Source organism: Pseudomonas sp. SL4(2022) (genome assembly GCF_026625725.1).
Classification (GTDB): Bacteria; Pseudomonadota; Gammaproteobacteria; order Pseudomonadales; family Pseudomonadaceae; genus Aquipseudomonas.
Genome location: NZ_CP113060.1, coordinates 231,689 through 252,946 on the forward strand (window position 1 = coordinate 231,689; position 21,258 = coordinate 252,946).

The window sequence follows — 21,258 nt, forward strand, 5'->3', positions numbered from 1 at the left end:
GTCAGTGGCCCAGTGCGTCAGTCGACCTAGACTGCAAGTAAGCCGCCGCGGCTGCAACCCTGGCGGCGTGCAAAACAATAAGAGGAGGCCCAGATGAGCAGCGAAACCCGCGAGCGCTACAGCAGCTTCGCCGAGTTCTACCCCTACTACCTGCAGGAGCACAGTAACGCCACCTGCCGACGCCTGCATTATGTCGGCAGCCTGCTGGTGCTCTGTATGCTGGCCTACGCCCTGGGGACGCAGCAGTGGCTGTGGCTGCTGAGCATCCCGTTGATTGGCTACGGCTTTGCCTGGATCGGTCATTTCGTCTTCGAAAAGAACCGTCCGGCCACCTTCGACTACCCGCTTTACTCGCTGATGGGCGACTGGGTGATGCTCAAGGATGCCTTTACCGGCCGCATCAAGTTCTAGAGCCCAATGCTGCAACGCAGCCAGGCCACACTGCCGTTCGGCTGCAACGCTTGGCGGCCGTGGTGGGCTTGGTTATGATCCCTTGCTATTTTGCACGCCAGCCATGGCGTGCAACCCAGGCACCCGGTAGAGGTGCATGAGAACGCAGTAGGGATAGCCCCAACGGATGAATGTCAAAAGCGCCCCCCGACTTCCTGCATTGCCGGCGCCGCCGCTGCGCGAGTATTACTCCCGCACCCTGGCCTACATTGCCATCGCCGCCAGCATCGCCGCTGGCACCTACACCAAACATTTCAGCTATGACATTCTCTGGATGGTGCCCTACGCCCTGCTCTATCCACACTTGGCACATCATCTGAGCCTGCGCTTCAAGCGTGAACACCCCCAGCGCACCGCCCTCAGCCTGTTGTTTATTGATGCCGTGCACTGCGGCGGCGCCATCGCCCTATTAGGCTTTTCGGTAGTCCCAAGCCTGATGGCGCTGCTGATCATGGCGTTCAGCGCGCTGGTCATCGGCGGCCTGCGCTACTTGGGGCTGTCCGCTCTGATTGCCCTGAGCGGCGCCGTTTTTATGCTCGCCCTGATCGAAGTGAAACCCAACGTACACACACCCGCGCTGGTGGCACTGGTCAGCATTGCCTTTACCACCCTGTATATCTGCATCACAGCCTACTTCGTGCACCAGCAGGGTCTGCGCCTGGCCCAGGTGCGCAGTGAAATCAGCCGTGAACAGGAAAAAGCCGCACGCCTGGCGCGCAACCTGGCCAAATACCTGTCGCCGCAAGTGTGGGAATCGATCTTCACCGGCAAGAAGAGCGTGCGCCTGGAAACGCAGCGCAAAAAACTCACGGTGTTCTTCTCCGACATCAAGGGCTTTACCGAGCTGTCCGAGGAACTGGAAGCCGAAGCCCTGACCGACCTGCTCAACACCTACCTCAACGAAATGTCGAAAATTTGCCTGAAATATGGCGGCACCATCGACAAGTTCGTCGGCGATTGCGTGATGGTGTTTTTCGGCGACCCCAGCAGCAAAGGCGCCAAAAAGGATGCCGTAAATGCCGTGTCCATGGCCATCGCCATGCGCAAACACATGAAGGTGCTACGCCAGCAATGGCGTGCCCAAGGCATCACCAAGCCGCTGGAAATCCGCATGGGGCTGAACACTGGTTACTGCACAGTGGGCAACTTCGGGGCCGACACGCGCATGGATTACACCATCATCGGCCGCGACGTGAACCTCGCCAGTCGCCTGGAAAGCGCTGCCGAGTCAGGGGAAATCCTGATTTCCCACGAAACCTATTCGCTGATCAAGGACGTGATCATGTGCCGCGACAAAGGGCAGATCACCGTCAAGGGCTTCACCCGCCCGGTGCAGATCTACCAGGTGGTGGATTTCCGCCGCGACCTGGGCGCCACCTCGAGCTATGTCGAACACGAACTGCCGGGCTTCTCCATGTACCTGGATACCAACGGCATCCAGAACTTCGACAAGGAAAAAGTCATCCAGGCCCTCAATCAGGCCGCCGACAAGCTGCGTGACAAAATCATCATGTAAGCAGCTGAACGGACTCGGACGTAGGTAGCGGCGGGGGCGCCGGCATGCACAGCTCACCATCGAGCAGCGGCTGCTGCGCCAGAAACTCCAACGCCGACGTCCGCCAGGATTGCCGCGCGGCCAACTCGGCACAGCGCTGGCGATCCAGTTTCAGCGCTTCTAGGCAAGCCGTGCGCAGATCCTCATGCATAACCCCGCTAACGTCCGCCTGCAGCACATCCAGCGGCCCGGCTACCGGAAACGCCGCCACTGGCGTACCACAGGCCAGAGCTTCGAGCATCACCAGACCATAGGTATCGGTGCGCGAGGGGAAGACCAGCACACTGGCACTCTGAAACGACTCGACCAGTGCCGGACCATGCTGATAGCCGAGAAAGCGCACCTGCGGATACGCGGCCTGCAATGCCTCGCGCTGCGGGCCATCACCGACCACCTGCTTCTGCCCCGGAAGATCGAGGGCAAGAAACGCTTCGATGTTCTTCTCCGGCGCGATCCGCCCGACATACAGAAACACCGGCTCAGCCAGAGTTGTCGGCGTCACCGGCGGACGGAACAGGCGCGTATCGACGCCCTTGCGCCACAGCACCAAACGCTTGAAACCCCAGCCAGCAAACTCCTCGCGCATGCGTTCGGTGGTCACCAGTACCGCCTGACTCGGCCGATGAAAGGCGCGCAGAAAGGCATAACCCCAACGCAATGCAATCCAGGGCCAGCGGGTGTGCACGTATTCGGGAAAGCGCGTATGAATCGCGCTGGAAAATGCCAGGCCACGCTTACTCAGCCAACGCCGCGCAGCCCAGCCCAAGGGCCCCTCGGTGGCCAGGTGTACGCAGTCTGGGCGAAACCCGCGAATCGCCGCACCAACCCGCCAGAGGTTCCATACCAGGGGAATTTCCGGGTAACTGGGACATGGCAACGCGCGAAAGTCCGCCGGCGACAGCAACTTGACCTGATGGCCGAGGCCGCGCAGCTCACTGATCAGCGCCTGCAGGCTGGTGACCACACCATTGACCTGCGGCGACCAGGCGTCGGAGACGATGAGAATCCTCACAGGGCCGGCTCGGCAGCGGCAACGGGAGCAGCTTGCAGCTGGCGCACCTGATCATCAGCCAGGCGATACAGTTCGATGCTGCCATCCAGGTGCTCAATCAGCGCCGTACAGGATTCCACCCAGTCGCCGCAATTCATGTACTCGACCTCGCCCATCGGACGAATCTCGGCGTGGTGGATATGTCCGCAGATCACGCCGTTGAAACCGCGCTTGGCGCATTCGTGGACGATGGCCTCTTCAAAGTCGCTGATAAAGTTCACCGCCGTCTTGACCTTGTGCTTGAGGTAGGCCGACAGCGACCAGTAGCCATAGCCATAGCGGCTACGCCAGTAATTCAGCCAACGGTTGAGTGTCAGGGTGAACTCGTAGGCCGAGTCGCCAAGAAAGGCCAGCCAGCGGTGATAACGGGTGATCACATCAAACTGATCACCATGAATCACCAACAGTCGGCGGCCATCGGCAGTGAAGTGCTCCGCCTCGTCGACCAACTGGATATTGCCGAGCATCAGGCTGGAATAGCGGCGCAGAAATTCATCATGGTTGCCGGTGACGTAGATCACCTCAGTGCCGCGCTTGCTCATGGTCAGCAGGCGGCGGATCACGTTACTGTGTGACTGCGGCCAGTACACCCCGCTGCGCAGCTTCCAGCCGTCGATGATGTCACCGACCAGGTAGATCTTGTCGGTCTGGTAGCGTTTGAGAAACGCCGCCAGATGCTCGGCCTGACAATCCCGGGTGCCCAGGTGCACATCGGAAATCCACAGGGTACGGACACGTTGCTTGCGGCTGGGCTTGGCGAGCTGGGCGCTGGTCATGGACGACCTCCGGCTGGGTTTGCTCGAGTCTGCGCAGGCGTGGTGAAGCGCCCATGACAAGGCCGTGGCAATTCGGTGACATGCATCAAAGGGTATAAACTGGCCAACCGATCAAGGAGCCCACCATGCACTCGCTGCTTTCGCTGCGTCACTACAGCCATGAACTGCTCAGCCACAGCCATGACCATGCGCAGCTGGTCTTCGGCCTGAGCGGCTTGCTGGAGTTTGAAGTGGCCGGTCAGGGCAGCCAGATCACCCGTCAGACCCTGGCCGTGGTGCCCAGTGATGCTCAGCACGCCTGCGGCAGCAAAGACGGCAGCCATTGCCTGGTGCTCGATGTACCGGACGAGCGCTGGCTGCAGCAACAGCTGGGCCGGCATCTGGATGCCACCCGCCGCCTGTTGGATAAACCCACCGCCGTCAGCCTCACCCCTGCGCAGAGCCAGTTGGTCAGTTGGCTGGCCGCCAGCCCAATCAATGACCCGGTGATTGCCCAACAAGGCGCTGCTTTGCTTTTAGCCAGCCTGGCCAATGGCGAGACGCCAGCCCAGACAGTCAATCGCCTGCCGCTGGCAGCGCTGGATGTACATATCGATCAGCACGCGGCTTATCCACTGCAGGTCGACGATTTAGCGCGCCTGGCCGGACTGTCAGCAGCACGCTTTCATGTGCACTTCCTCAGCGAAACCGGGCAAACCCCCATGGACTATGTCCGCCGCCGTCGCCTGCAGCTGGCGCGGCAACTGCTGCAGAACAGCAACCTGGCGATTGGCGAAATCGCCGCACGCGTGGGCTACAGCTCGCAAAGCGCCTTTACCGCAGCGTTGACCCGGCAGTTCGGCTGCTCCGCCCGTGCCTTGCGCCTGCACCGCGAGTAACGCGACAAACGCCGCAAGTCCTGCGACAGACTTCTGCCTGATCGCGCCCTAGACTGCTGCCATCAGTCCGAGGAGCGCTGCAATGCAACAAATCCAATGGGAAGACTTTCAACGGGTCGAGCTGCGCGTTGGCACCGTGCTGTCGGCCGAGGTCAATGTGAACGCCAATAAACCGGCCTACGTGCTGCAAGTCGATCTTGGCCAGCTGGGCATCAAGCAGTCCAGCGCACAGCTTACGGCCCACTACCCATGCGCCCATCTGGTCGGCCGTCAGGTCCTTTGCGTGTGCAATTTTGCGGTCAAGCGGGTGGCCGGGGTGCGCTCGGAAATACTGGTAACCGGCGTGTACGACGCCGACAACAAGGTGGTGCTGGCGAGCTTTGAGCATCCTGTTCCGAACGGTGCACGCCTGGCATGAAGCAACGAAATGCACTGTGGGCGATCCATCTGGGCGCCCTGCTGTTTGGCCTGTCCGGCATCTTCGGCAAACTGGCCAGCACCACCCCGCAGATGATCTCCGCCGGCCGCGCAGTATTCGCCGTGGCCGCTTTGCTGCTGTTCGCCAAGCTGATCAGTAACGCGCGCCTGGTCCGCCTTGGTCTGCGCCAGGCCAGCCTGCTGGCCCTCGGCGGCTTACTGCTTGGCGGTCACTGGTGGAGTTTTTTCGAGTCTGTGCATATCTCTGGCGTGGCCATCGCCACCCTCGGCTTTGCCAGTTTTCCAGCCTTTACCGTGCTGCTGGAGGGTTTGCTGTTCAAAGAACGCACGCGACCAGTCGAATACGCCATGGTGGCGCTGGTCTGTCTGGGTCTGGTGCTGGTCACCCCGCATTTCGACCTGAGCAGCCAGGCCACCAACGGCCTGCTCTGGGCAGTACTTTCCGGCCTGCTATTCGCCCTGCTGTCGCTGCTCAACCGCGCCAGCACCCGTGGTATAGATCCAGTCCAGGCGGCGCTGTACCAGAACCTCACCGTGCTGCTGGTATTCCTGCCGCTGGCCTGGCCGACGCTGCCCAGCGTGCAGGCTCAGGACTGGTTGTGGATGGCCATGCTTGGGATCTTCTGCACGGGCCTGGCGCACAGCCTGTTCGTCGCCAGCCTGCGGGTACTCACAGCACGCACCACAGCAGTGATTTTCGCCCTGGAGCCGATCTATGGTATTGCCTTCGCCTGGCTGCTGTTCAGTGAGGTGCCAACCCTGCGCATGCTGGCGGGCGGGCTGCTGATTGTCAGCGCGATCTTTCTGTCGGCGCGAATGGCCAAGTGATCAATGGCTGCGGTCGTTGTGACCCAGATCCCGCGCCGGATCGATCTGATCGCGCAAGCGCTGTTTCAGTACTTTGGCTTCCGGAAAGCCACCATCGACCTTGCGTTCCCAGAGCTGCACCCCATCGCAGGTGATACGAAACACACCACCGGTGCCGGGCTCCAGGCTGACTCGGGCCAGGTCATCGGTGAACGTCGAGAGCAGTTCCTGAGCCAGCCAAGCGGCGCGCAGCAGCCACTGGCACTGAGTGCAATAGGTGATGATTACTTCGACTTTATGGCTGGACATGGGCACGTCTCAGAACAGGTGGGACGATCATACGCCACAGTACGCACGATACTTCAACGCCGGGACGCTAAACCTTGCAAGGGGTTCGACTGCACACTCATTGCAGAGCATGAGCGATATAACAGCCTCGGATGGACAGGCTCGCCACCCTCCGGCTGAGTCTCGACGAGTCGCGGCGCACAAACACCTAGAGTGACACCCCAGACAATCAGCGTTGCTTTGACCTTACCCCCCAGGCGGCAAAAACAGTCAGTGCGAACACGCCCGCTACCAGCCAGAAACTCTGCTTGAAAGCCAGCAGTTCAGCCCACTGATCACCGCCCTCGGCGCTGTGCCGCCACTCCAGAAAGAAGGTCAGCAGATTGACCCCAAAAGCACCGCCCAACTGGCGTACGAAGGTGATGGCTCCGGCCCCCTGAGCCAGCTCATCGGCACTGAGAATATCCAGCGAACCCGTGCTCAAGGCCGGCAGCAGGATGCCCAGACCGATGCGCCCGACACAAGTCCAGAAGCACAGCAGCAGAAAGGACGCACCCTGCTCGACCCAGGCCAACCCGGCAGCCGACAGCGCAAAAATCAGCAGCCCGGTGCTCAGCAGCACAGCCGCCGACAACCGATCACTGAGCCAGCCGCCGAGAAAGGACGCCATCCCCATCAGCAATCCAGCTGGCAACAACAGCATGCCAGCCTGTCCGGCACTGAAACCGTCCACGGTCTGCAGGTAAAGCGGAATAAGGTAAGTCGAACCGTACAGGCCCAATCCCAGGGTCAGAGCCACCCAGCTGGCACTGCGAAACCCGGGATGCCGCCACAACGCCAGAGGCAAGAGCGGCTGTGAAGCCCCTCGACTGCGCTGCACAAACAGCAGCACGGCCATCAGCGCTAGCGCACCCGGTAGCCAAACACGCGGTGCACTCCAGGTAAAACGCTGGGCTTCAGCCAAAAAACCCAGGGCCGCAAAGATGAATACGCACAAGCAGATAAAGGCCAGCAGATCGAGGCGCTGGGCGCTGCGCGCTCGGGCACTCGGCAACAGCCATTGTCCGGTCAGCAGCGCCAGCATGCACATCGGCAAAGGCATCCAGAATATTGCAGCCCAGCCGAAATGATCGACCAGATAGCCGCCAATGGCCGGCCCCAACGACGGGGCCAGCATCACGCCCAGGCCATACAGGCCGAGCGCCATACCGCGGCCACCTTCAGCAAATACACGGAAAATCAGCACCATGGCCAGTGGCTGAACAATCCCGGCACACAGCCCCTGCACGATACGCAGCGTGATCAGTTGCCAGGCCGCATGGCTTAACAGCGCCAGCAGTGAACTGAGGATAAACAGCAACAGGCCGAACTGCGCCGTACGCCGCGCACCAAAACGCGCATGGGCCCAAGCGGCCAATAACAGACCCGCCGTCATGGACGCGAGAAAACCGGTGGACAACCACTGCGCCAGCGGCCGACCGATGGCAAAGTCCGCCATGATCGCCGGCAAGGCGACATTGATGCTGGTAGAGGCCAGCACCATGGCCATGCTGCCGACCATCAACAACGCCAGCAGCCACTGCGGATAACGCGGACCGAAGCGCTGTTGCAGCGTCTGCAGGTCATCGCCCATCAGTGTTTTTCCAGGTTACTCAACACCTGGGCATGGACCTTCTGGCAACGCCGTAGCTCGTCTTCGTCGATGCCCGCGAAGACCTCCTTACGCAGCTGTGCGGAGATCGCTTCGATCTTTTCAATCAGCGGACGTGCCTGCGGGCTAAGGGCGATCTTCTTGGCGCGGCGGTCTTCCGGTACAGCCTGACGGCTGACCAGCCCCTGGGCCTCCAGACTGTCGAGCAGACGCGCCAGGGTCGGGCCCTCGACGCCAACACTCTGCGCCAGTTCACGCTGGGTTGGCAGTTCAGCAAAACGTCCCAGGTGCAACAGCACCAGCCAGCGCGCCTGCGACAAGCCCAGGCCGACCAGGCGACGGTCCAGTTCGGCGCGCCAGGCGCGTGACAATTGGGCGACTTGCATGGCAAAACGGTGTTGATCGGTGTGCGACATGGACAACGGCTCTTAACTATAAAAAACTAATTATTAGCCAGCTAACCATAACCTCTTTACCGAGGCAAGTCTGCAAAGGACTAGAACCACCTCTAACACGTGTTTCACCACTTAACATACTGGTCTTCGACAAACCCCCAGAGGTTGTCGATCGGCACCGAAGGCCGGCCGAATGGACGCAACACGCCGTTGAATTGACCGAAAATCTGTTTGAAATTACTCGCCAACAGCCCGACATTCAGCCGCTCCTTGTGCAGACCACGGCCCTCAAACTGCAACTCTACCTGGCCATCATGGGAGGTGATCGTCCAGGGCTGCAGTGGCAGATCACGGTCGAAGACAAAGCGTACCGTATCCACCTTGAGCAGCTCACCATCCAGCCAGAAGCAGTTCTCGGTAAAGCTGGTTTCATTGACTCCGCAGGACAGGTTCAGTCCCACCCGCTGCTCGCCCGCCAGACCGGACAGACACGCCCAGTTCCAATGCGTTTCGGGGCGCATGTAGCCGGCCGACCAGTCGTGGTGAGCAAAGGCGCCGATTTGCGCCAGATCGAAATCCCCCAACGCACTGCGTACCTGGCCCGAGCAACGGACTCCCGCGACTTTCTGCGCATAGACCCACCCATTGACTGCCGTAGGCGTGTTGATGCACATCGGCTGAAAAGCAGGCTCTGCCTCGGAGAAACAGGCATCGATACGCGTGCCATCATCCAGCTCCACCAGCAAACGCTTTTCCCGCGAAGAGGCGCTGTTTTCCAAACGCAGCACGTTACGCCCAAAATGCACCTCGCACACGCCCTGATTCGGGGTCTGGGAGAACTGACTGCCAAAGCCCAGCGGCAGCTTGAACTGCCGCTCAATCATGCGCCCACTTGCCGGGTGGAACAGATAGACAAACCCCACGCCCAGCAGGCTGAGATTGGCCAGAGCACAGCCACCAATCAGCTCGTCACTGATCAGGCCAAAATACTGAAACTGATGAAAACGCCGCCATTTAGCTAGCGCACCCAGCTTGCGCCCCATGGGCGAGCGGAAGTCGAAATCACGGTAATTGATCAGCGCTGGAGCGGCGGGGAAAATGCCGTAATGCGGCTGGCCGTTGGCTTGAATCAGTCGGTCCATGGATGCACTTCACTAAAGGAAACTGCCGTGGATGCTAGCACCGGGACTCATACGCCAGCATTCACCGCACGCGCCAAGCACAGCGGCAAAATCGGCCACCCGGCACGCAACGCAGCACGGCCTCAGGCCACCACCTGATTGCGGCCAAACGCCTTGGCTTCATACAGCGCGCGATCGGCATGCTCATACAACTGCGCCAGCGCCCCACCTTCGCCCGGTTGAATGCAGGCAATACCAATCGACATGGTCAACACATTCGCCGTGTCGGAAGCCGTGTGCTCGATGCTCAGGGCCTGCAGGGTCAGACGCAAAGCCTCGGCGTGATTGCGTGCCTCGGCCTCGCTGATGTCATACAGCAACACGGCGAACTCTTCACCGCCCAGGCGCACGGCCATGTCCAAGGGCCGCCGTGCAGCGTCCTGCAAGAGACTGCCGATGCGCTGCAGCACGTTGTCGCCGGCCTGGTGGCCATAGCGATCGTTATACGCTTTGAAATGGTCGACATCACACAGCAGCAATGCCAGACAGCGCTCCTCACGCTTGGCCTGCCGCCACAGCCGCTCGAACTGACGATTAAAGCTACGCCGATTGTGCAAGCCGGTCAGGCTGTCATGATCAGCCCACACCCGCATCAGCCGACTAATCAGGAAATGCTCACGCGACTTGAACTCCAGCAGGTAGCAACCCACCGCACCAATCAAGTTGCCGAACACCAGAAACAAGGTGTTGTTGATCAACCGGGGCAGGTCAATGCCATCCATGACCACCTCCACCAGCACATAGATCAGCATCACCAGCAATGAACAATACAGAGCTTCGGCCAGGCGTAGGCCAACCAGAAAATAGGCGGCCATACAGATCAGCAGCAGCCCCTCGTAGGGGTAATCCGGATCCACACGGTGCGCAATCCCCACCACCAGCGCCGCGGAGACCCCGAGTGCCAGCACACAGACCAGACTCAGCGGTTGCAGCAAATGAATGTACTTGCGCTGAATCAATAATCCGCCAAAGACACAGAGCAGCAGGAATACCGACATGCGGATGGCCAGCATCCACCAGACTTCGGACGTTTTGATCAGGGCAAAATCAAATGCCGCGAAAGCCAGCCAGACCAGAATGCCTACCGTCAGCGCAATGCGCTTGAGCTCATAAGTGTCATCGCGCAGGTAATCGCGATACTCCTGCTCAAGCGGTCGAGAAAAACGCAACAAACGAAACCCCGATGCCAATTGATCGGCATATGGGTTGGGGCGGACATCATCTAGCCAGGCATGGGGGAGTGACACCGGAACCTCTGCAGCAGGATGGCTAACCCCACCTTAGCCGCTCAAACCCAGGCCCACAAGCGCGAGCCTCTTTGATGCCGGGTGACGCAGCAGGCAACAATCAGGCCTCAAATTCCGCCTGCAAGGCCGCACGCACGCAGTGCAGGATGCCCAGCTCAACCCGTCCGGCAAACTGCTCGCTGATCGCCGCCACCGGCGGCAGTTCACCCTCGCCATCGAGGAAAGCGTCCTGTATTTCACCCAGTAAAGCCTCGGGCACATCCAGCGCCTGCTCCAGCGACAACTGCTGCCTCGCGATGGCTTCGGCCAGCAGACCGTAGACATTCTTTTCACTGCAGTTGAGCTGTCCGGCAATCTGCGCCGGGGTCATACCGGCACGGGCCAGACTGACCAGTTCGTGACGCAGATCAAGCACCGCGCGCGGCGCCTCATCAGCCGCGCCGAGCACCTCAAGGAATGCCTCGCCATAGCGCTCAAGCTTGCGCGCACCAACCCCACTGACCCGCGCCATCTCAGCCAGGGTACTGGGCTGGCTGCGCAACATCTCCAGCAAGGTGGCATCGGGGAAGATTACATAAGGCGGCACACCATGCTCTTCCGCCAGTTTGCGCCGCAAGGCACGCAGCGCTTCCCACTGACCACGCTCCTCTCCACGCACCAGTTGGCTGGCGGCACTGCTGGAGGCCTTGGCACTTTGTTGCGGTTTCAGATCCCGACGCAGCTGCAGGCTGACCTCACCTTTGAGCAAAGGCCGGCAACTGTCAGAGAGACGCAGCCCCCCAAAGCCTTCCAGATCAACATCCGCCAAGCCACGCGCCACCAGCTGACGGAATAACGAGCGCCACTCCCCTTCGACCAGTGCCTTGCCAATGCCGAACACCGCCAGGTGTTGATGCCCCACAGCGCGGATTTTCTCGTTATCGCGCCCGAGCAGGACATCAACCAGATGCCCCACCCCATAGCGCTGGCCGGTCCGGTAAATCGCCGACAGCGCCTGACGCGCCGGCTCGGTGGCATCCCAGGTCTGCACGCCATCGATGCAGTTGTCGCAATGCCCGCAGGGCTGCGGCATGTCTTCGTCGAAGTAGGCAAGCAACGCCTGGCGTCGGCAGCGGGTCTCCTCACAGAGCGCCAGCATGGCATCGAGTTTGTGCTGCTCAACGCGCTTGTGCCGCTCGTCACCCTCGGAGTTATTGAGCATCTGTTTGAGGAAAATCACATCCTGCAGGCCGTAGGCCATCCAGGCGTCCGCCGGCAGACCATCGCGCCCGGCACGTCCGGTTTCCTGGTAATAGGCTTCCAGGGATTTCGGCAGATCGAGATGGGCGACAAACCGCACGTTGGGCTTGTCGATGCCCATGCCGAAGGCAATGGTCGCCACCATGATCAGCCCTTCCTCGTTGAGAAAGCGCCTCTGGTGATAAGCACGCAGCTCATTGGCCAGGCCAGCGTGATAGGGCAAAGCCGGGAAACCCTGCTCGGACAGGAAGGAAGCGACCTCCTCGACCTTCTTGCGCGACAGGCAGTAGACGATGCCAGCATCGCCCTTGCGTGCCGTGAGGAAGCTCAGCAACTGCTTGCGCGGCTGTTCCTTGGGCACGATGCGGTAGAAGATGTTTGGTCGATCGAAGCTCGACAGAAAACGCTCGGCATTCTGCAGATGCAGGCGCTGGACGATTTCCTCGCGGGTGCGCATGTCCGCCGTGGCAGTCAGGGCAATACGCGGCACATTGGGGAACAGCTCGGCCAGTTGCCCCAGCTGCAAATACTCCGGGCGGAAATCATGCCCCCACTGCGACACGCAGTGCGCCTCGTCAATGGCGAACAGGGCAATCTGCAGATTCTCCAGAAACGCCAGCATGCGCGGCTGCACCAGCCGTTCAGGGGCCAGGTAGAGCATCTTGATTTCGCCGCGCTTTATTCGCTCGGCGATCTCGCGCTGCTCATCGGCGCTCAAGGTCGAGTTCAGCGCCACCGCGGCCACGCCCAGCTCATCAAGGGTGGCGACCTGATCATCCATCAGCGCAATCAGCGGCGATACCACCACGGCCAGGCCATCACGCAGCAGCGCTGGCACCTGAAAGCACAGCGATTTGCCACCGCCAGTGGGCATCAGCACCAGGGCATCGCCACCACTGGCCACACGCTCGATAATCGCCCCCTGACGGCCACGAAAGCTGTCGTAGCCGAAGACGTCTTTGAGGATGCGTTGCGCGTGTTCGAGCATGAAAGGTCTCCGAAACAAGCCGCGCATTATACGCAAGTGCCACTTGAGCACGCGCAGGCCTGGTGGAGTTTGATCCGAATTTCACCCACCATGGCCTGCGGCTATGGCCGCTGTGGCCGCTCTAGACTAGAATTCAGCCTCGTTTACTCCCTCAAGGTAGCCCCCGATGTCCTTCGCCGAGCAACTCTCCCGCCTGCAAGCCTTCCTCGATGCCGATGAGCTGCATGAAGAGGCACTGGACTACATCGCCGCCCATGGCTACCTGACAGCCCTGTCGATCTGCCCGGAAAAGGTCCCCGAGCGCGAGTGGATCGACGCGCTGTTCTCCGAACCGCCGCATTACCGCAGTGATGCCGAACGTGAAGAGATCGAAGCGACCCTGATTCAGCTGCAAAACCATATCGCCCGCCAACTGGCCAGCGATGATGAGCCGGAAGTACCGTGTGAGCTCGACTTGGGTGATGAGCCCGACGACTCCGACCTGCGCGGCTGGTGCATCGGTTTCATGGAAGGCGTGTTTCTGCGTGAGGCGGTGTGGTTCGACGATGCCGAAGATGAAGTCAGCGAGTTGCTGCTGCCGATCATGGTCGGCTCCGGCCTGTTCGACGAGCAACCCGAGTTCGCTGAAATCGCCCGCGACCGCGATCTGGTCGACAGCATGATTGATCAGATTCCCGAGCTGCTGACCGCCCTGTTCCTGCTGTGCAATGCGCCGGAAGAAAAACCGGCCCTTCTGAAACCGCGCCACCACTAAGCACGCGCCATGGCGCGTGAGATTCAGGAGCAGCGTAACCCTGCCCTTCGCTATGCTCTGCTGGCCATCGGCTGGCTGAGCGTGGCGCTGGGAGTGGTTGGTATTTTCCTCCCAGTCCTGCCTACCACGCCTTTTCTACTGCTGGCGGCCGCCTGTTTTATGCGCAGCTCGAAGCGCTTCTACCTGTGGCTGGTCAATCACCGCCAGCTTGGCCCATGGATCGTCGACTACCTCGAAGGCCAGGGCATTCCGCTCAAGGGCAAGGTCTACGCCATCAGCCTGATGTGGCTGAGCATCGGCCTGTCGTGCTACCTGGTGCCACTGTTCTGGGCACGAGCCTTTATGTTGACCAGCGCGGTGCTGGTCAGCCTGTATATCCTCAGGCAGAAGACCCTGATCAAATCCTAGCGGCGCACGCCGCCCTCGTCGGGGGGGTGGCCGGTGCGGATTCACAGCCGAAATACGGCAAAATGCATAGGCAGCACCTAGACTTGCTCGATCTCTGGTCGAGGCGTTTTAAATGCCAGCCCGTCAGTACTGCAGCCTTAATTCAATATCGCTCAAGCGCGCCGCGTTGGGCTGCAGTGCACTCCTGCTGGGTCTGGCCAGCGCGCTGGCCAACTGGGACTTCGGCGTGATCCTGAAAAATGCCGAAAGCCGCTACGGCAGCCTCGGCGCCGCCAAACAGCGCATCCTGGCCTGGGAAGCACAAATCAAGGCCAGTGGCAGCAGCAGCGAAAGAGACAAACTCAGCGAGGTCAATCGCTTCTTCAACCGGCAAATACGCTTCACCGATGATATTCGTCTGTGGAAACAGAACGACTACTGGGCCACCCCCATCGAGATGCTGGTCAAGGGTGCCGGCGACTGCGAAGACTATTCCATCGCCAAGTATTTCACCCTGCGCCGCCTCGGCATTCCCAGCGACAAGCTGCGCATCACTTACGTCAAGGCACTCAATTACAACCAGGCGCATATGGTGCTGACCTACTACGCCAGCCCCGGTGCCGAACCACTGGTGCTGGACAACCTGATCAATGAAATAAAACCCGCCTCGCAGCGCAAAGACCTGCTGCCGGTCTATGCATTCAATGCCGAAGGGCTCTATCTCGCAGGCTCCAATAGCAAAAAGAGCGATTCCAAAAAGCTCTCGCGCTGGCAGGACATCTTGAAAAAAATGCGCACGGAGGGCTTCGCCATCGGCGAAGGCTAGGAGGAACCTATGTCTCTACTCAAGCAGCTATTTCTCGCCATCTGCCTGTTCCTGGTCGTGGCCTTTACTGGGAGTTTTATCGCCGGAGTGGAAAGCTCCCGCGAACAACTGCTCAGCCAGCTGCGCTCCCACGCGCAGGACGCCGCAACCGCACTGGGCCTGTCGATGACACCGCACGTGGATGATCCGGCAATGATCGAACTGATGGTCAGCTCGATCTTCGACAGCGGCTATTTCACCAGCATCCGTGTGGTGCACATCCCCAATGACCAAGTGATAGTCGAACGACGCAGCGACGATGCCAGCGCCGAAACCGTCCCCGCCTGGTTCAGCGAGTTGGTGAACCTGCAGCCCCAGGGCGGCGATGCGCTGATCATGCGCGGCTGGGAACAGGCCGCGCGGGTCGAGGTGCTCAGCCACCCGCAATTCGCCCTGGCCAAACTCTGGGACAGCGCCATCGGCAGCCTGCTCTGGCTGCTGCTCTGCGGGCTGGTCAGCGCCGTACTCGGCGGCTGGCTGCTGCGCACCCAACTGCGCCCCCTGGATAACATGGTGCAGCAGGCCCAGGCCATTTCTCGCCGTGAGTTTCTTACCCTGCCCAAAGTGCCGCGCACCCCTGAACTCAAGCGCGTGGTAACCGCCATGAACCAGATGGTGGAAAAGCTGAAAACCCTGTTCGCTGAAGAGGCCGCGCGCAGCGAAAAACTGCGCGAAGAGGCCTATCAGGACAGCATCACAGGTTTGGCCAACCGCCGCTTGTTCGATATTCGCCTGGCTCACCAACTGGTTATCAACGAACAAAATGCCGATGGCTACCTGATTCTATTAAGGGTTAACGATCTCGGCGGGCTGAACCAGCGCCTGGGCGGCCAACAGACCGACGCCTTGATTGCCGCTATTGGCGAACTGCTCAAGCGCCTGCTCAATAAAACCCAGCGCGCCAGCTGGTTGGCCTCACGCAGCCGCGGCGGCGAATTTAGCCTGCTGGCCCCTGGGATTGGCAGCGAAGAAGCTGACCTGCTTGCCGGTGAGTTGCACAGCGGCCTGGAAAGTCTACGCCAGACGGGCGCCAGCGATTGTACGCCAGTCGCCCATATGGGCATTGCCGCCTTCCGTCCAGGCGAAGAACCCGGCCACGTTATCAGCCGCGCGGATCAGGCCCTGGCACAAGCGCAGAATGATCCGAGCCGCGACTGGGTACGTCTGGATGATTACCACACACAACCGGCTCAGGGCCTGCACGAATGGCGTACCTGGATCGACGACGCGCTGAACAAGCGCAAGCTGCAACTGTATTTCCAACCGGTCACGCGGTGTGCTGATCGTCAACAGACACTCCACCTCAAAGTGCTGGCGCGCCTGCTTGATCCACAGGGCGAAGCCATTGCTGCCGGCCGCTTCCTGCCCTGGATTGAGCGCCTGGGCTGGACTGCGCGCTTTGACCTGGCCATGCTCGAACACTGCCTGGCCCATCTCAGCCAGCATGCGGCGCCGCTGGCACTCAGCTTATCGGCGGCCACCCTGCGCGACAGCGAAACGCTCAAACGCATGTTCGACATTCTTCGCCAGCACCCACAGCAGGCCAACCTGCTGACGCTGGAAGTGGACGAACGCCACCTGCCACCGGCCGCGGAGCTGGAAGCCCTTAGCCAGAGCATCCGCGATACCGGTTTCAGCCTGGGCCTGCAACACTTTGGTGGACGTTTCAGCCTGATCGGCAACCTGACCCACCTGGGCCTGGCCTACCTGAAACTCGACGGCACCTATATCCGCGCCATCGACCAGGAAGGCGACAAGCGCATGTTTATCGAGGCAGTGTTCCGCGCCACCAATAGCATCGACCTGCCATTGATTGCGGAAATGGTGGAAACCGAGGGCGAGCTGGCAGTGCTCAAGGAGCTGGGGCTATATGGTGCAATGGGCCGCCTACTGGGCGCGCCAGAACCGTGGAAAGACTGATCCGCCAACGCAAACGGGGTAGTCCGCTGTACAGCCTACCCCGATTCAAGTACAGCGCTTAGAGCCCATCCACAGCGGTTCAGCTGGCAAACAGATAACCTTCCACATCCATCCCGGCATCACGCATCTGCGCCAGCTTGTAGCGCAAGGTGCGCGGGCTAATACCCAGGCGCTCGGCGGCTTCCTTGCGACGACCACGCTCGGCGCGCAGTGTATCGATGATCATCTGGAACTCATGCCGACGCAGATCATCGCCCAACGCGCCAGCTTCAGCCGGCGAGGCGTCCTGCGGCGCAGGCGTGCTATTGACCACCACAGCCAACAGCGGCGACGGCGCAGGCGGCGTAACCGCCGAACCAATAGGTGCCAGCAGGCAAAGATCCTGGGGCTGAATCAGCCCGCCCTGCTGCAGGATCAATGCGCGCTGAATAGCGTTATCCAGCTCGCGCACATTGCCCGGCCAGCTATGGCTCATCAGGCTCATCTGCGCCTGCGGGGAAAGCCGAATCGGCGCGTGATTCATTTTTTTCACATATTTGGCCAACAAGCGTTCGGCCAAAGGCACGATGTCCGCCGGGCGCTCACGCAGCGGTCGCCAGGCCAGTGGGAACACCGACAGACGATAGTAAAGGTCTTCACGGAAGCGCCCCGCCGCCACTTCTGCGGCCAAGTCACGGTTACTGGTGGCCAGCACGCGGATATCTAGAATAATCGGCTTGCGCGCGCCAACCCGTTCCACCTCACGTTCTTGCAGTACGCGCAGCAGCTTGGCCTGCAACCCCAGTGGCATTTCAGAAATTTCGTCGAGCAGAATGGTGCCACCTTCGGCCAGCTCGAATTTGCCCGGCGTACTGGCAATTGCCCCGGTGAATGCGCCCTTCTCGTGGCCGAACAGTGTGGCCTCGAGCATGTTGTCCGGAATCGCCGCACAGTTGATGGCGATAAAGGGTTTGCTGCCACGCGGCGACTGCTGGTGGATAAAGCGCGCCAGCACCTCTTTACCGGTACCAGACTCGCCCGTAATCAATACCGTGGAATCGCTCTGCGCCACCCGCGTGGCCAAAGCCAACAGCTGCACGCTGGCGGGTTCTTCGGCAACCGGGCCGTCCTGCTCGCTAACAGAAACCCGACCCAATGCATGCCGATCAACCAGCGTCAGCAAGGCCTTCGGTTCAAATGGCTTGACCAGGTAATCCGCCGCGCCCTGGCGCATGGCATCCACCGCCCGTTCCACGGCACCGAAAGCCGTCATAAGCAGCACCGGCAATTGCGGCTGACGCTGGCGAATCTGCGCCAGTAACTGATGGCCATCCATGCCAGGCATGTTCACGTCACTGACCACCAGGCCAAACGGCTCTTCGGCAATCGCCAACAGCGCCGCTTCGGCGCACTCCACCGCCCGGTAATCATGCCCACCCAGCGCCAGGGTATCGCCCAGCGCCTCGCGCAGCGCGCGATCATCTTCGACCAAAAGAATTTTGCTCGCCATGGCTGGTTACTCCTGAATCAAAGGGTGCGAAGCACCAAGCAGCGGCAAGGTGAGAATGGCGCATGTGCCACGTCCCGGCCGCGAACGCAGTTGCACATCCCCCTGATGGGCGCGCGCCACTGCCTTGACCACGGCCAGGCCAAGCCCGGTGCCGGTGGTTTTGGTGGTAAAGAAAGGCTCGCCAAGCCGCGCCAGCGTCACGCTGTCGATGCCCGGGCCGTTATCGCTGATACACAGGCGCACTGTTTCACCGCGCTGATACAGATGAATTTTCAGGCGCGCCTCGCGGCCACCGGCCTGAATCGCGTTGTTAACCAGATTGAGTACGCTGCCTACCAGGGTGTCGCGGTTGCACAGCAACTCGCCCATCCGGCTATCGCATTGCCAGCGCACCTGCATCCCTAGAACGTGCGGCTCGGCAGCACCGCGTAGCGCATCAAACAAAGCGACTGGAGCCAGACGATCTGGCAGTGGCAGTTCACCGCGAGCAAAGATCAGCATGTCACGCACCTGATGCTCCAGCTCATGCAGGCGCTCTTTCAGACGCCCCGCAAAACGCTGCTGCTGCTCAGCCGGCAGTACCTGCTCCGTCAGATGACTGGCATACAAAAGAGCAGCGGAAAGCGGTGTGCGGATCTGATGAGCCAGAGACGCCACCATACGCCCGAGAGCCGACAAGCGTTCATGCCGGGACAATTGATCCTGCAAGCGCCGGGTTTCTGTCAGATCGGTCAACAGCACCAGCTGGCCTGGTTCGGCGTGTAAAGAACGAGTGGCAATCGACAAACGCCGACCGTCCTTCAAGGAGATTTCATGGCCATCGTCTTCACGTGGCGCAAAATTACGGGCAATCACCTGACGCCAGAGCATACCCACCAGAGGTAAGCCCAGCAGATTACGCGCCACCGGGTTGGCCTCGCGCACCACGCCCTGGCCATCAATCACGATCACTCCGCCCGGCAGCAGATCCAGCAGACTCTGCAGACGGTGAGCCAAGCGCTCCTTCTCGGCCAGCTCCTGCATACGCTGGGCACTGACCAACGCCAACTGGCCCTTGAGTTCAGTCACTCGGGCCTCCAGCATGCTGTATGAGGCACTGAGCTGGGTCGACATCTGGTTGAAGAGGGCAAAGGCCTGTTCGAGCCCGGCACGGCTGGCCTGCTCTACGGGAGCGGGCGCTTCGGATTCTTCAGGGCGTTGGACGTTAGCGTTCATGGTTCTCTCTCGCGCAGCGAGCCGTCATAAGACAGTCAGTTGCGAGAGAGTTAGCAATACCCGTGCCTGAAAAAATATCCTTTTAAAATCAAAGCCATAAAAATAAAGCCGAAGGCTTCGTCAAACCTTCGGCTTTATTGAAGGAGCAAGCGCCAAGTCACTGACGATTGCCTGACAAACAAAGATCAGTCGTCCAGCTCCTCATCATCACGCCGATTCATACCGTACTTACGCATTTTTTCAACCAGGGTGGTGCGGCGAATTCGCAGCCGTTCGGCGGCACGCGCGACGACGCCACTAGCATCGTCGAGTGCCTGCTGGATCAAGCCCTGCTCAAGATTGCCCAGATAGTCCTTCAGATCCAAACCTTCCGGCGGCAGCATGGCCATCGAATCCACGCCAGGCAAACCGGCCATGATGGTGGCACGCTCATCCAACTCATCACGCAGAGTCGCCACCATGTGCTCGTCTTCGTCATCGACATGGCGAAATTTCTTCGGCAGCTCACCGACACCAATCACACCATAGGGATGCATGATCGCCATACGCTCGACCAGGTTGGCCAATTCACGCACGTTGCCTGCCCAGTCATGCTGGCACAGCGACATGATCGCTGCCGAGTTGAAACGAATGGAGCCACGCTTTTCGAACTCCATGCGCGAGATCAGCTCATTCATTAACAGCGGAATATCCTCGATGCGCTCACGCAGCGGGGCCATCTCGATCGGGAAAACGTTGAGACGGTAATACAGATCCTCACGGAAGCTGCCGTCTTCGATCATCTTTTCGAGGTTCTTGTGCGTTGCAGCAATGATCCGCACATCAGCGCTCTGGGTCTTGTTGCTGCCCACCCGTTCGAAGGTGCGTTCCTGCAGTACGCGTAGCAATTTCACCTGCATCGGTAGCGGCATGTCGCCGATTTCATCGAGGAACAGGGTGCCGCCATTGGCCAGTTCAAAACGCCCAGCCCGGCTGGTGATCGCACCGGTAAAGGCACCCTTCTCGTGGCCGAACAACTCGCTCTCAAGCAACTCGGCAGGAATCGCACCGCAGTTGACCGGAACAAAAGGCGCTTCCCGACGCTTGGAGTGGTAATGCAAGTTACGCGCGACCACTTCCTTACCCGTGCCCGACTCACCAAGGATCAGCACGCTGGCCTCGGTATCGGCCACCTGCTGCATCATCTGCCGCACCTGCTGAATGGCCCGACTGGTGCCCACCAGGCTGCGGAACAGGTTGGTTTCACGCTGCCGACCACGCTCACGAGCTTGGTCGTACATTTCTCGATAGACCTGCGCACGGTGCAGCGAGTCGAGCAGTTTGTTGTAGCTCAAAGGCATTTCCAAGCAGGCCAGCACACTGCGACGCTGTTCTTCCGGCCACTCCGCCGCCACCTGCTCATTGATCAGCAAGGTCGGCAGAAATTCATCCCAGGCAGCCAGTTGCTTGAGCAATTCCAAAACACCACCTTTGGCGCTCACTTCGCCCAACAGAACACTGAGCACCTCACGGTTCGACGACAGTTCAGCCACACACTGTCGCCAGCTCTGACTGTCGCAGGCCAGATGCTCTTCACCCAGAAAGTTCAGGATCACCGTCAGGTCACGCCGACGCTCACTGTTGTCGTCAATCAGAAGAATCTTGGTTTCACGCCACATATGTATTTACTGATCCTGGAGTGAAG

General features: G+C 60.3%; 20 protein-coding genes. 9 read left to right on the forward strand and 11 right to left on the reverse strand.

Annotated features, from left to right (window positions below; genetic code table 11):
* The first annotated feature begins 93 nt into the window (after positions 1–93).
* Complete coding sequence (locus OU997_RS01155; protein ID WP_108487349.1) at positions 94–411, forward strand: Mpo1-like protein; 318 nt, start codon at positions 94–96, stop codon at positions 409–411.
* A gap of 166 nt (positions 412–577) precedes the next feature.
* Positions 578–1,966, forward strand: coding sequence for an adenylate/guanylate cyclase domain-containing protein (locus OU997_RS01160; RefSeq protein ID WP_108487348.1), 1,389 nt, complete (start codon positions 578–580; stop codon positions 1,964–1,966).
* On the opposite strand, the gene OU997_RS01165 is transcribed toward OU997_RS01160, so the two are convergent.
* Positions 1,959–3,017: a glycosyltransferase family 4 protein gene (locus tag OU997_RS01165; protein ID WP_108487347.1), complete on the reverse strand. Its 1,059-nt coding sequence runs from the start codon at positions 3,015–3,017 to the stop codon at positions 1,959–1,961. The two genes, OU997_RS01160 and OU997_RS01165, sit on opposite strands and share 8 nt — an antisense overlap.
* Positions 3,014–3,832 carry a UDP-2,3-diacylglucosamine diphosphatase gene (locus OU997_RS01170; RefSeq protein WP_267808621.1) on the reverse strand — a complete coding sequence of 273 codons (819 nt, stop codon included), beginning with the start codon at positions 3,830–3,832 and terminating at the stop codon, positions 3,014–3,016. Before OU997_RS01170 ends, OU997_RS01165 begins: the two co-directional genes overlap by 4 nt.
* Before the next feature lie 125 nt (positions 3,833–3,957).
* On the opposite strand from OU997_RS01170, the gene OU997_RS01175 reads away from it, so the two are divergent.
* From OU997_RS01175 to OU997_RS01185, 3 genes are all read left to right on the forward strand, one after another.
* Positions 3,958–4,710, forward strand: a complete 753-nt coding sequence (locus OU997_RS01175) for an AraC family transcriptional regulator (protein WP_267808623.1) — start codon at positions 3,958–3,960, stop codon at positions 4,708–4,710.
* 82 nt (positions 4,711–4,792) lie between these two features.
* Positions 4,793–5,128, forward strand: a complete 336-nt coding sequence (locus tag OU997_RS01180) for a tRNA-binding protein (RefSeq protein ID WP_108487344.1) — start codon at positions 4,793–4,795, stop codon at positions 5,126–5,128.
* Positions 5,125–5,976: a DMT family transporter gene (locus OU997_RS01185; protein ID WP_108487343.1), complete on the forward strand. Its 852-nt coding sequence runs from the start codon at positions 5,125–5,127 to the stop codon at positions 5,974–5,976. The genes OU997_RS01180 and OU997_RS01185 overlap by 4 nt, the downstream gene beginning before the upstream one ends.
* Here OU997_RS01185 and OU997_RS01190 read toward each other — a convergent pair whose 3' ends face one another.
* From OU997_RS01190 to recQ, 6 genes are all read right to left on the reverse strand, one after another.
* The gene (locus OU997_RS01190) at positions 5,977–6,264 is read right to left on the reverse strand and encodes a SelT/SelW/SelH family protein (protein WP_108487342.1); all 288 of its coding nucleotides are present in this window, start codon (positions 6,262–6,264) and stop codon (positions 5,977–5,979) included.
* Between the two features lie 208 nt (positions 6,265–6,472).
* On the reverse strand, positions 6,473–7,876 hold the full coding sequence (locus tag OU997_RS01195; protein WP_267808624.1) for a DHA2 family efflux MFS transporter permease subunit: 1,404 nt from the start codon (positions 7,874–7,876) through the stop codon (positions 6,473–6,475).
* Positions 7,876–8,310 (reverse strand): MarR family transcriptional regulator, encoded by a 435-nt coding sequence (locus tag OU997_RS01200; protein ID WP_108487340.1) that lies wholly within the window; start codon positions 8,308–8,310, stop codon positions 7,876–7,878. The genes OU997_RS01195 and OU997_RS01200 overlap by 1 nt, the downstream gene beginning before the upstream one ends.
* A gap of 104 nt (positions 8,311–8,414) precedes the next feature.
* Entirely contained in the window at positions 8,415–9,431 is a 1,017-nt protein-coding gene (locus OU997_RS01205) for a DUF2804 domain-containing protein (protein WP_108487339.1), read from the reverse strand.
* A 122-nt stretch (positions 9,432–9,553) separates the two neighbouring features.
* Positions 9,554–10,717, reverse strand: coding sequence for a diguanylate cyclase (locus tag OU997_RS01210; RefSeq protein WP_108487338.1), 1,164 nt, complete (start codon positions 10,715–10,717; stop codon positions 9,554–9,556).
* A gap of 100 nt (positions 10,718–10,817) precedes the next feature.
* On the reverse strand, positions 10,818–12,944 hold the full coding sequence (recQ, locus tag OU997_RS01215) for a DNA helicase RecQ (RefSeq protein WP_108487337.1): 2,127 nt from the start codon (positions 12,942–12,944) through the stop codon (positions 10,818–10,820).
* Positions 12,945–13,110: 166 nt separating this feature from the next.
* Here recQ and OU997_RS01220 point away from each other — a divergent pair, with 166 nt between their 5' ends.
* The 4 genes from OU997_RS01220 (at position 13,111) to lapD (ending at position 16,870) form a co-directional block, all read left to right on the forward strand.
* Complete coding sequence (locus OU997_RS01220) at positions 13,111–13,698, forward strand: YecA family protein (RefSeq protein ID WP_267808625.1); 588 nt, start codon at positions 13,111–13,113, stop codon at positions 13,696–13,698.
* Positions 13,699–13,707: 9 nt separating this feature from the next.
* Positions 13,708–14,106 carry a YbaN family protein gene (locus OU997_RS01225; RefSeq protein WP_108487335.1) on the forward strand — a complete coding sequence of 133 codons (399 nt, stop codon included), beginning with the start codon at positions 13,708–13,710 and terminating at the stop codon, positions 14,104–14,106.
* A 112-nt stretch (positions 14,107–14,218) separates the two neighbouring features.
* Entirely contained in the window at positions 14,219–14,911 is a 693-nt protein-coding gene (gene lapG, locus OU997_RS01230) for a cysteine protease LapG (protein ID WP_108487334.1), read from the forward strand.
* Positions 14,912–14,920: 9 nt separating this feature from the next.
* Entirely contained in the window at positions 14,921–16,870 is a 1,950-nt protein-coding gene (gene lapD / locus OU997_RS01235; RefSeq protein ID WP_108487333.1) for a cyclic di-GMP receptor LapD, read from the forward strand.
* A gap of 79 nt (positions 16,871–16,949) precedes the next feature.
* Here lapD and OU997_RS01240 read toward each other — a convergent pair whose 3' ends face one another.
* The 3 genes from OU997_RS01240 to OU997_RS01250 form a co-directional block, all read right to left on the reverse strand.
* Positions 16,950–18,359, reverse strand: a complete 1,410-nt coding sequence (locus OU997_RS01240) for a sigma-54-dependent transcriptional regulator (protein WP_267808626.1) — start codon at positions 18,357–18,359, stop codon at positions 16,950–16,952.
* Positions 18,360–18,365: 6 nt separating this feature from the next.
* Positions 18,366–19,574, reverse strand: a complete 1,209-nt coding sequence (locus OU997_RS01245; protein ID WP_267808627.1) for a sensor histidine kinase — start codon at positions 19,572–19,574, stop codon at positions 18,366–18,368.
* A gap of 185 nt (positions 19,575–19,759) precedes the next feature.
* Positions 19,760–21,232, reverse strand: coding sequence for a sigma-54 dependent transcriptional regulator (locus OU997_RS01250; RefSeq protein WP_108487330.1), 1,473 nt, complete (start codon positions 21,230–21,232; stop codon positions 19,760–19,762).
* Positions 21,233–21,258: the final 26 nt, after the last annotated feature.

Coding starts and splice junctions, on each gene's coding strand:
- OU997_RS01200 (WP_108487340.1), bottom strand. CDS start 8,310: ATGTCGCACACCGATCAACACCGTTTTGCCATGCAAGTCGCCCAATTG.
- OU997_RS01160 (WP_108487348.1), top strand. CDS start 578: ATGAATGTCAAAAGCGCCCCCCGACTTCCTGCATTGCCGGCGCCGCCG.
- OU997_RS01155 (WP_108487349.1), top strand. CDS start 94: ATGAGCAGCGAAACCCGCGAGCGCTACAGCAGCTTCGCCGAGTTCTAC.
- OU997_RS01225 (WP_108487335.1), top strand. CDS start 13,708: ATGGCGCGTGAGATTCAGGAGCAGCGTAACCCTGCCCTTCGCTATGCT.
- OU997_RS01175 (WP_267808623.1), top strand. CDS start 3,958: ATGCACTCGCTGCTTTCGCTGCGTCACTACAGCCATGAACTGCTCAGC.
- OU997_RS01195 (WP_267808624.1), bottom strand. CDS start 7,876: ATGGGCGATGACCTGCAGACGCTGCAACAGCGCTTCGGTCCGCGTTAT.
- OU997_RS01185 (WP_108487343.1), top strand. CDS start 5,125: ATGAAGCAACGAAATGCACTGTGGGCGATCCATCTGGGCGCCCTGCTG.
- OU997_RS01180 (WP_108487344.1), top strand. CDS start 4,793: ATGCAACAAATCCAATGGGAAGACTTTCAACGGGTCGAGCTGCGCGTT.
- OU997_RS01240 (WP_267808626.1), bottom strand. CDS start 18,359: ATGGCGAGCAAAATTCTTTTGGTCGAAGATGATCGCGCGCTGCGCGAG.
- OU997_RS01220 (WP_267808625.1), top strand. CDS start 13,111: ATGTCCTTCGCCGAGCAACTCTCCCGCCTGCAAGCCTTCCTCGATGCC.
- OU997_RS01205 (WP_108487339.1), bottom strand. CDS start 9,431: ATGGACCGACTGATTCAAGCCAACGGCCAGCCGCATTACGGCATTTTC.
- OU997_RS01190 (WP_108487342.1), bottom strand. CDS start 6,264: ATGTCCAGCCATAAAGTCGAAGTAATCATCACCTATTGCACTCAGTGC.
- OU997_RS01245 (WP_267808627.1), bottom strand. CDS start 19,574: ATGAACGCTAACGTCCAACGCCCTGAAGAATCCGAAGCGCCCGCTCCC.
- OU997_RS01170 (WP_267808621.1), bottom strand. CDS start 3,832: ATGACCAGCGCCCAGCTCGCCAAGCCCAGCCGCAAGCAACGTGTCCGT.
- recQ (WP_108487337.1), bottom strand. CDS start 12,944: ATGCTCGAACACGCGCAACGCATCCTCAAAGACGTCTTCGGCTACGAC.
- lapG (WP_108487334.1), top strand. CDS start 14,219: ATGCCAGCCCGTCAGTACTGCAGCCTTAATTCAATATCGCTCAAGCGC.
- OU997_RS01250 (WP_108487330.1), bottom strand. CDS start 21,232: ATGTGGCGTGAAACCAAGATTCTTCTGATTGACGACAACAGTGAGCGT.
- lapD (WP_108487333.1), top strand. CDS start 14,921: ATGTCTCTACTCAAGCAGCTATTTCTCGCCATCTGCCTGTTCCTGGTC.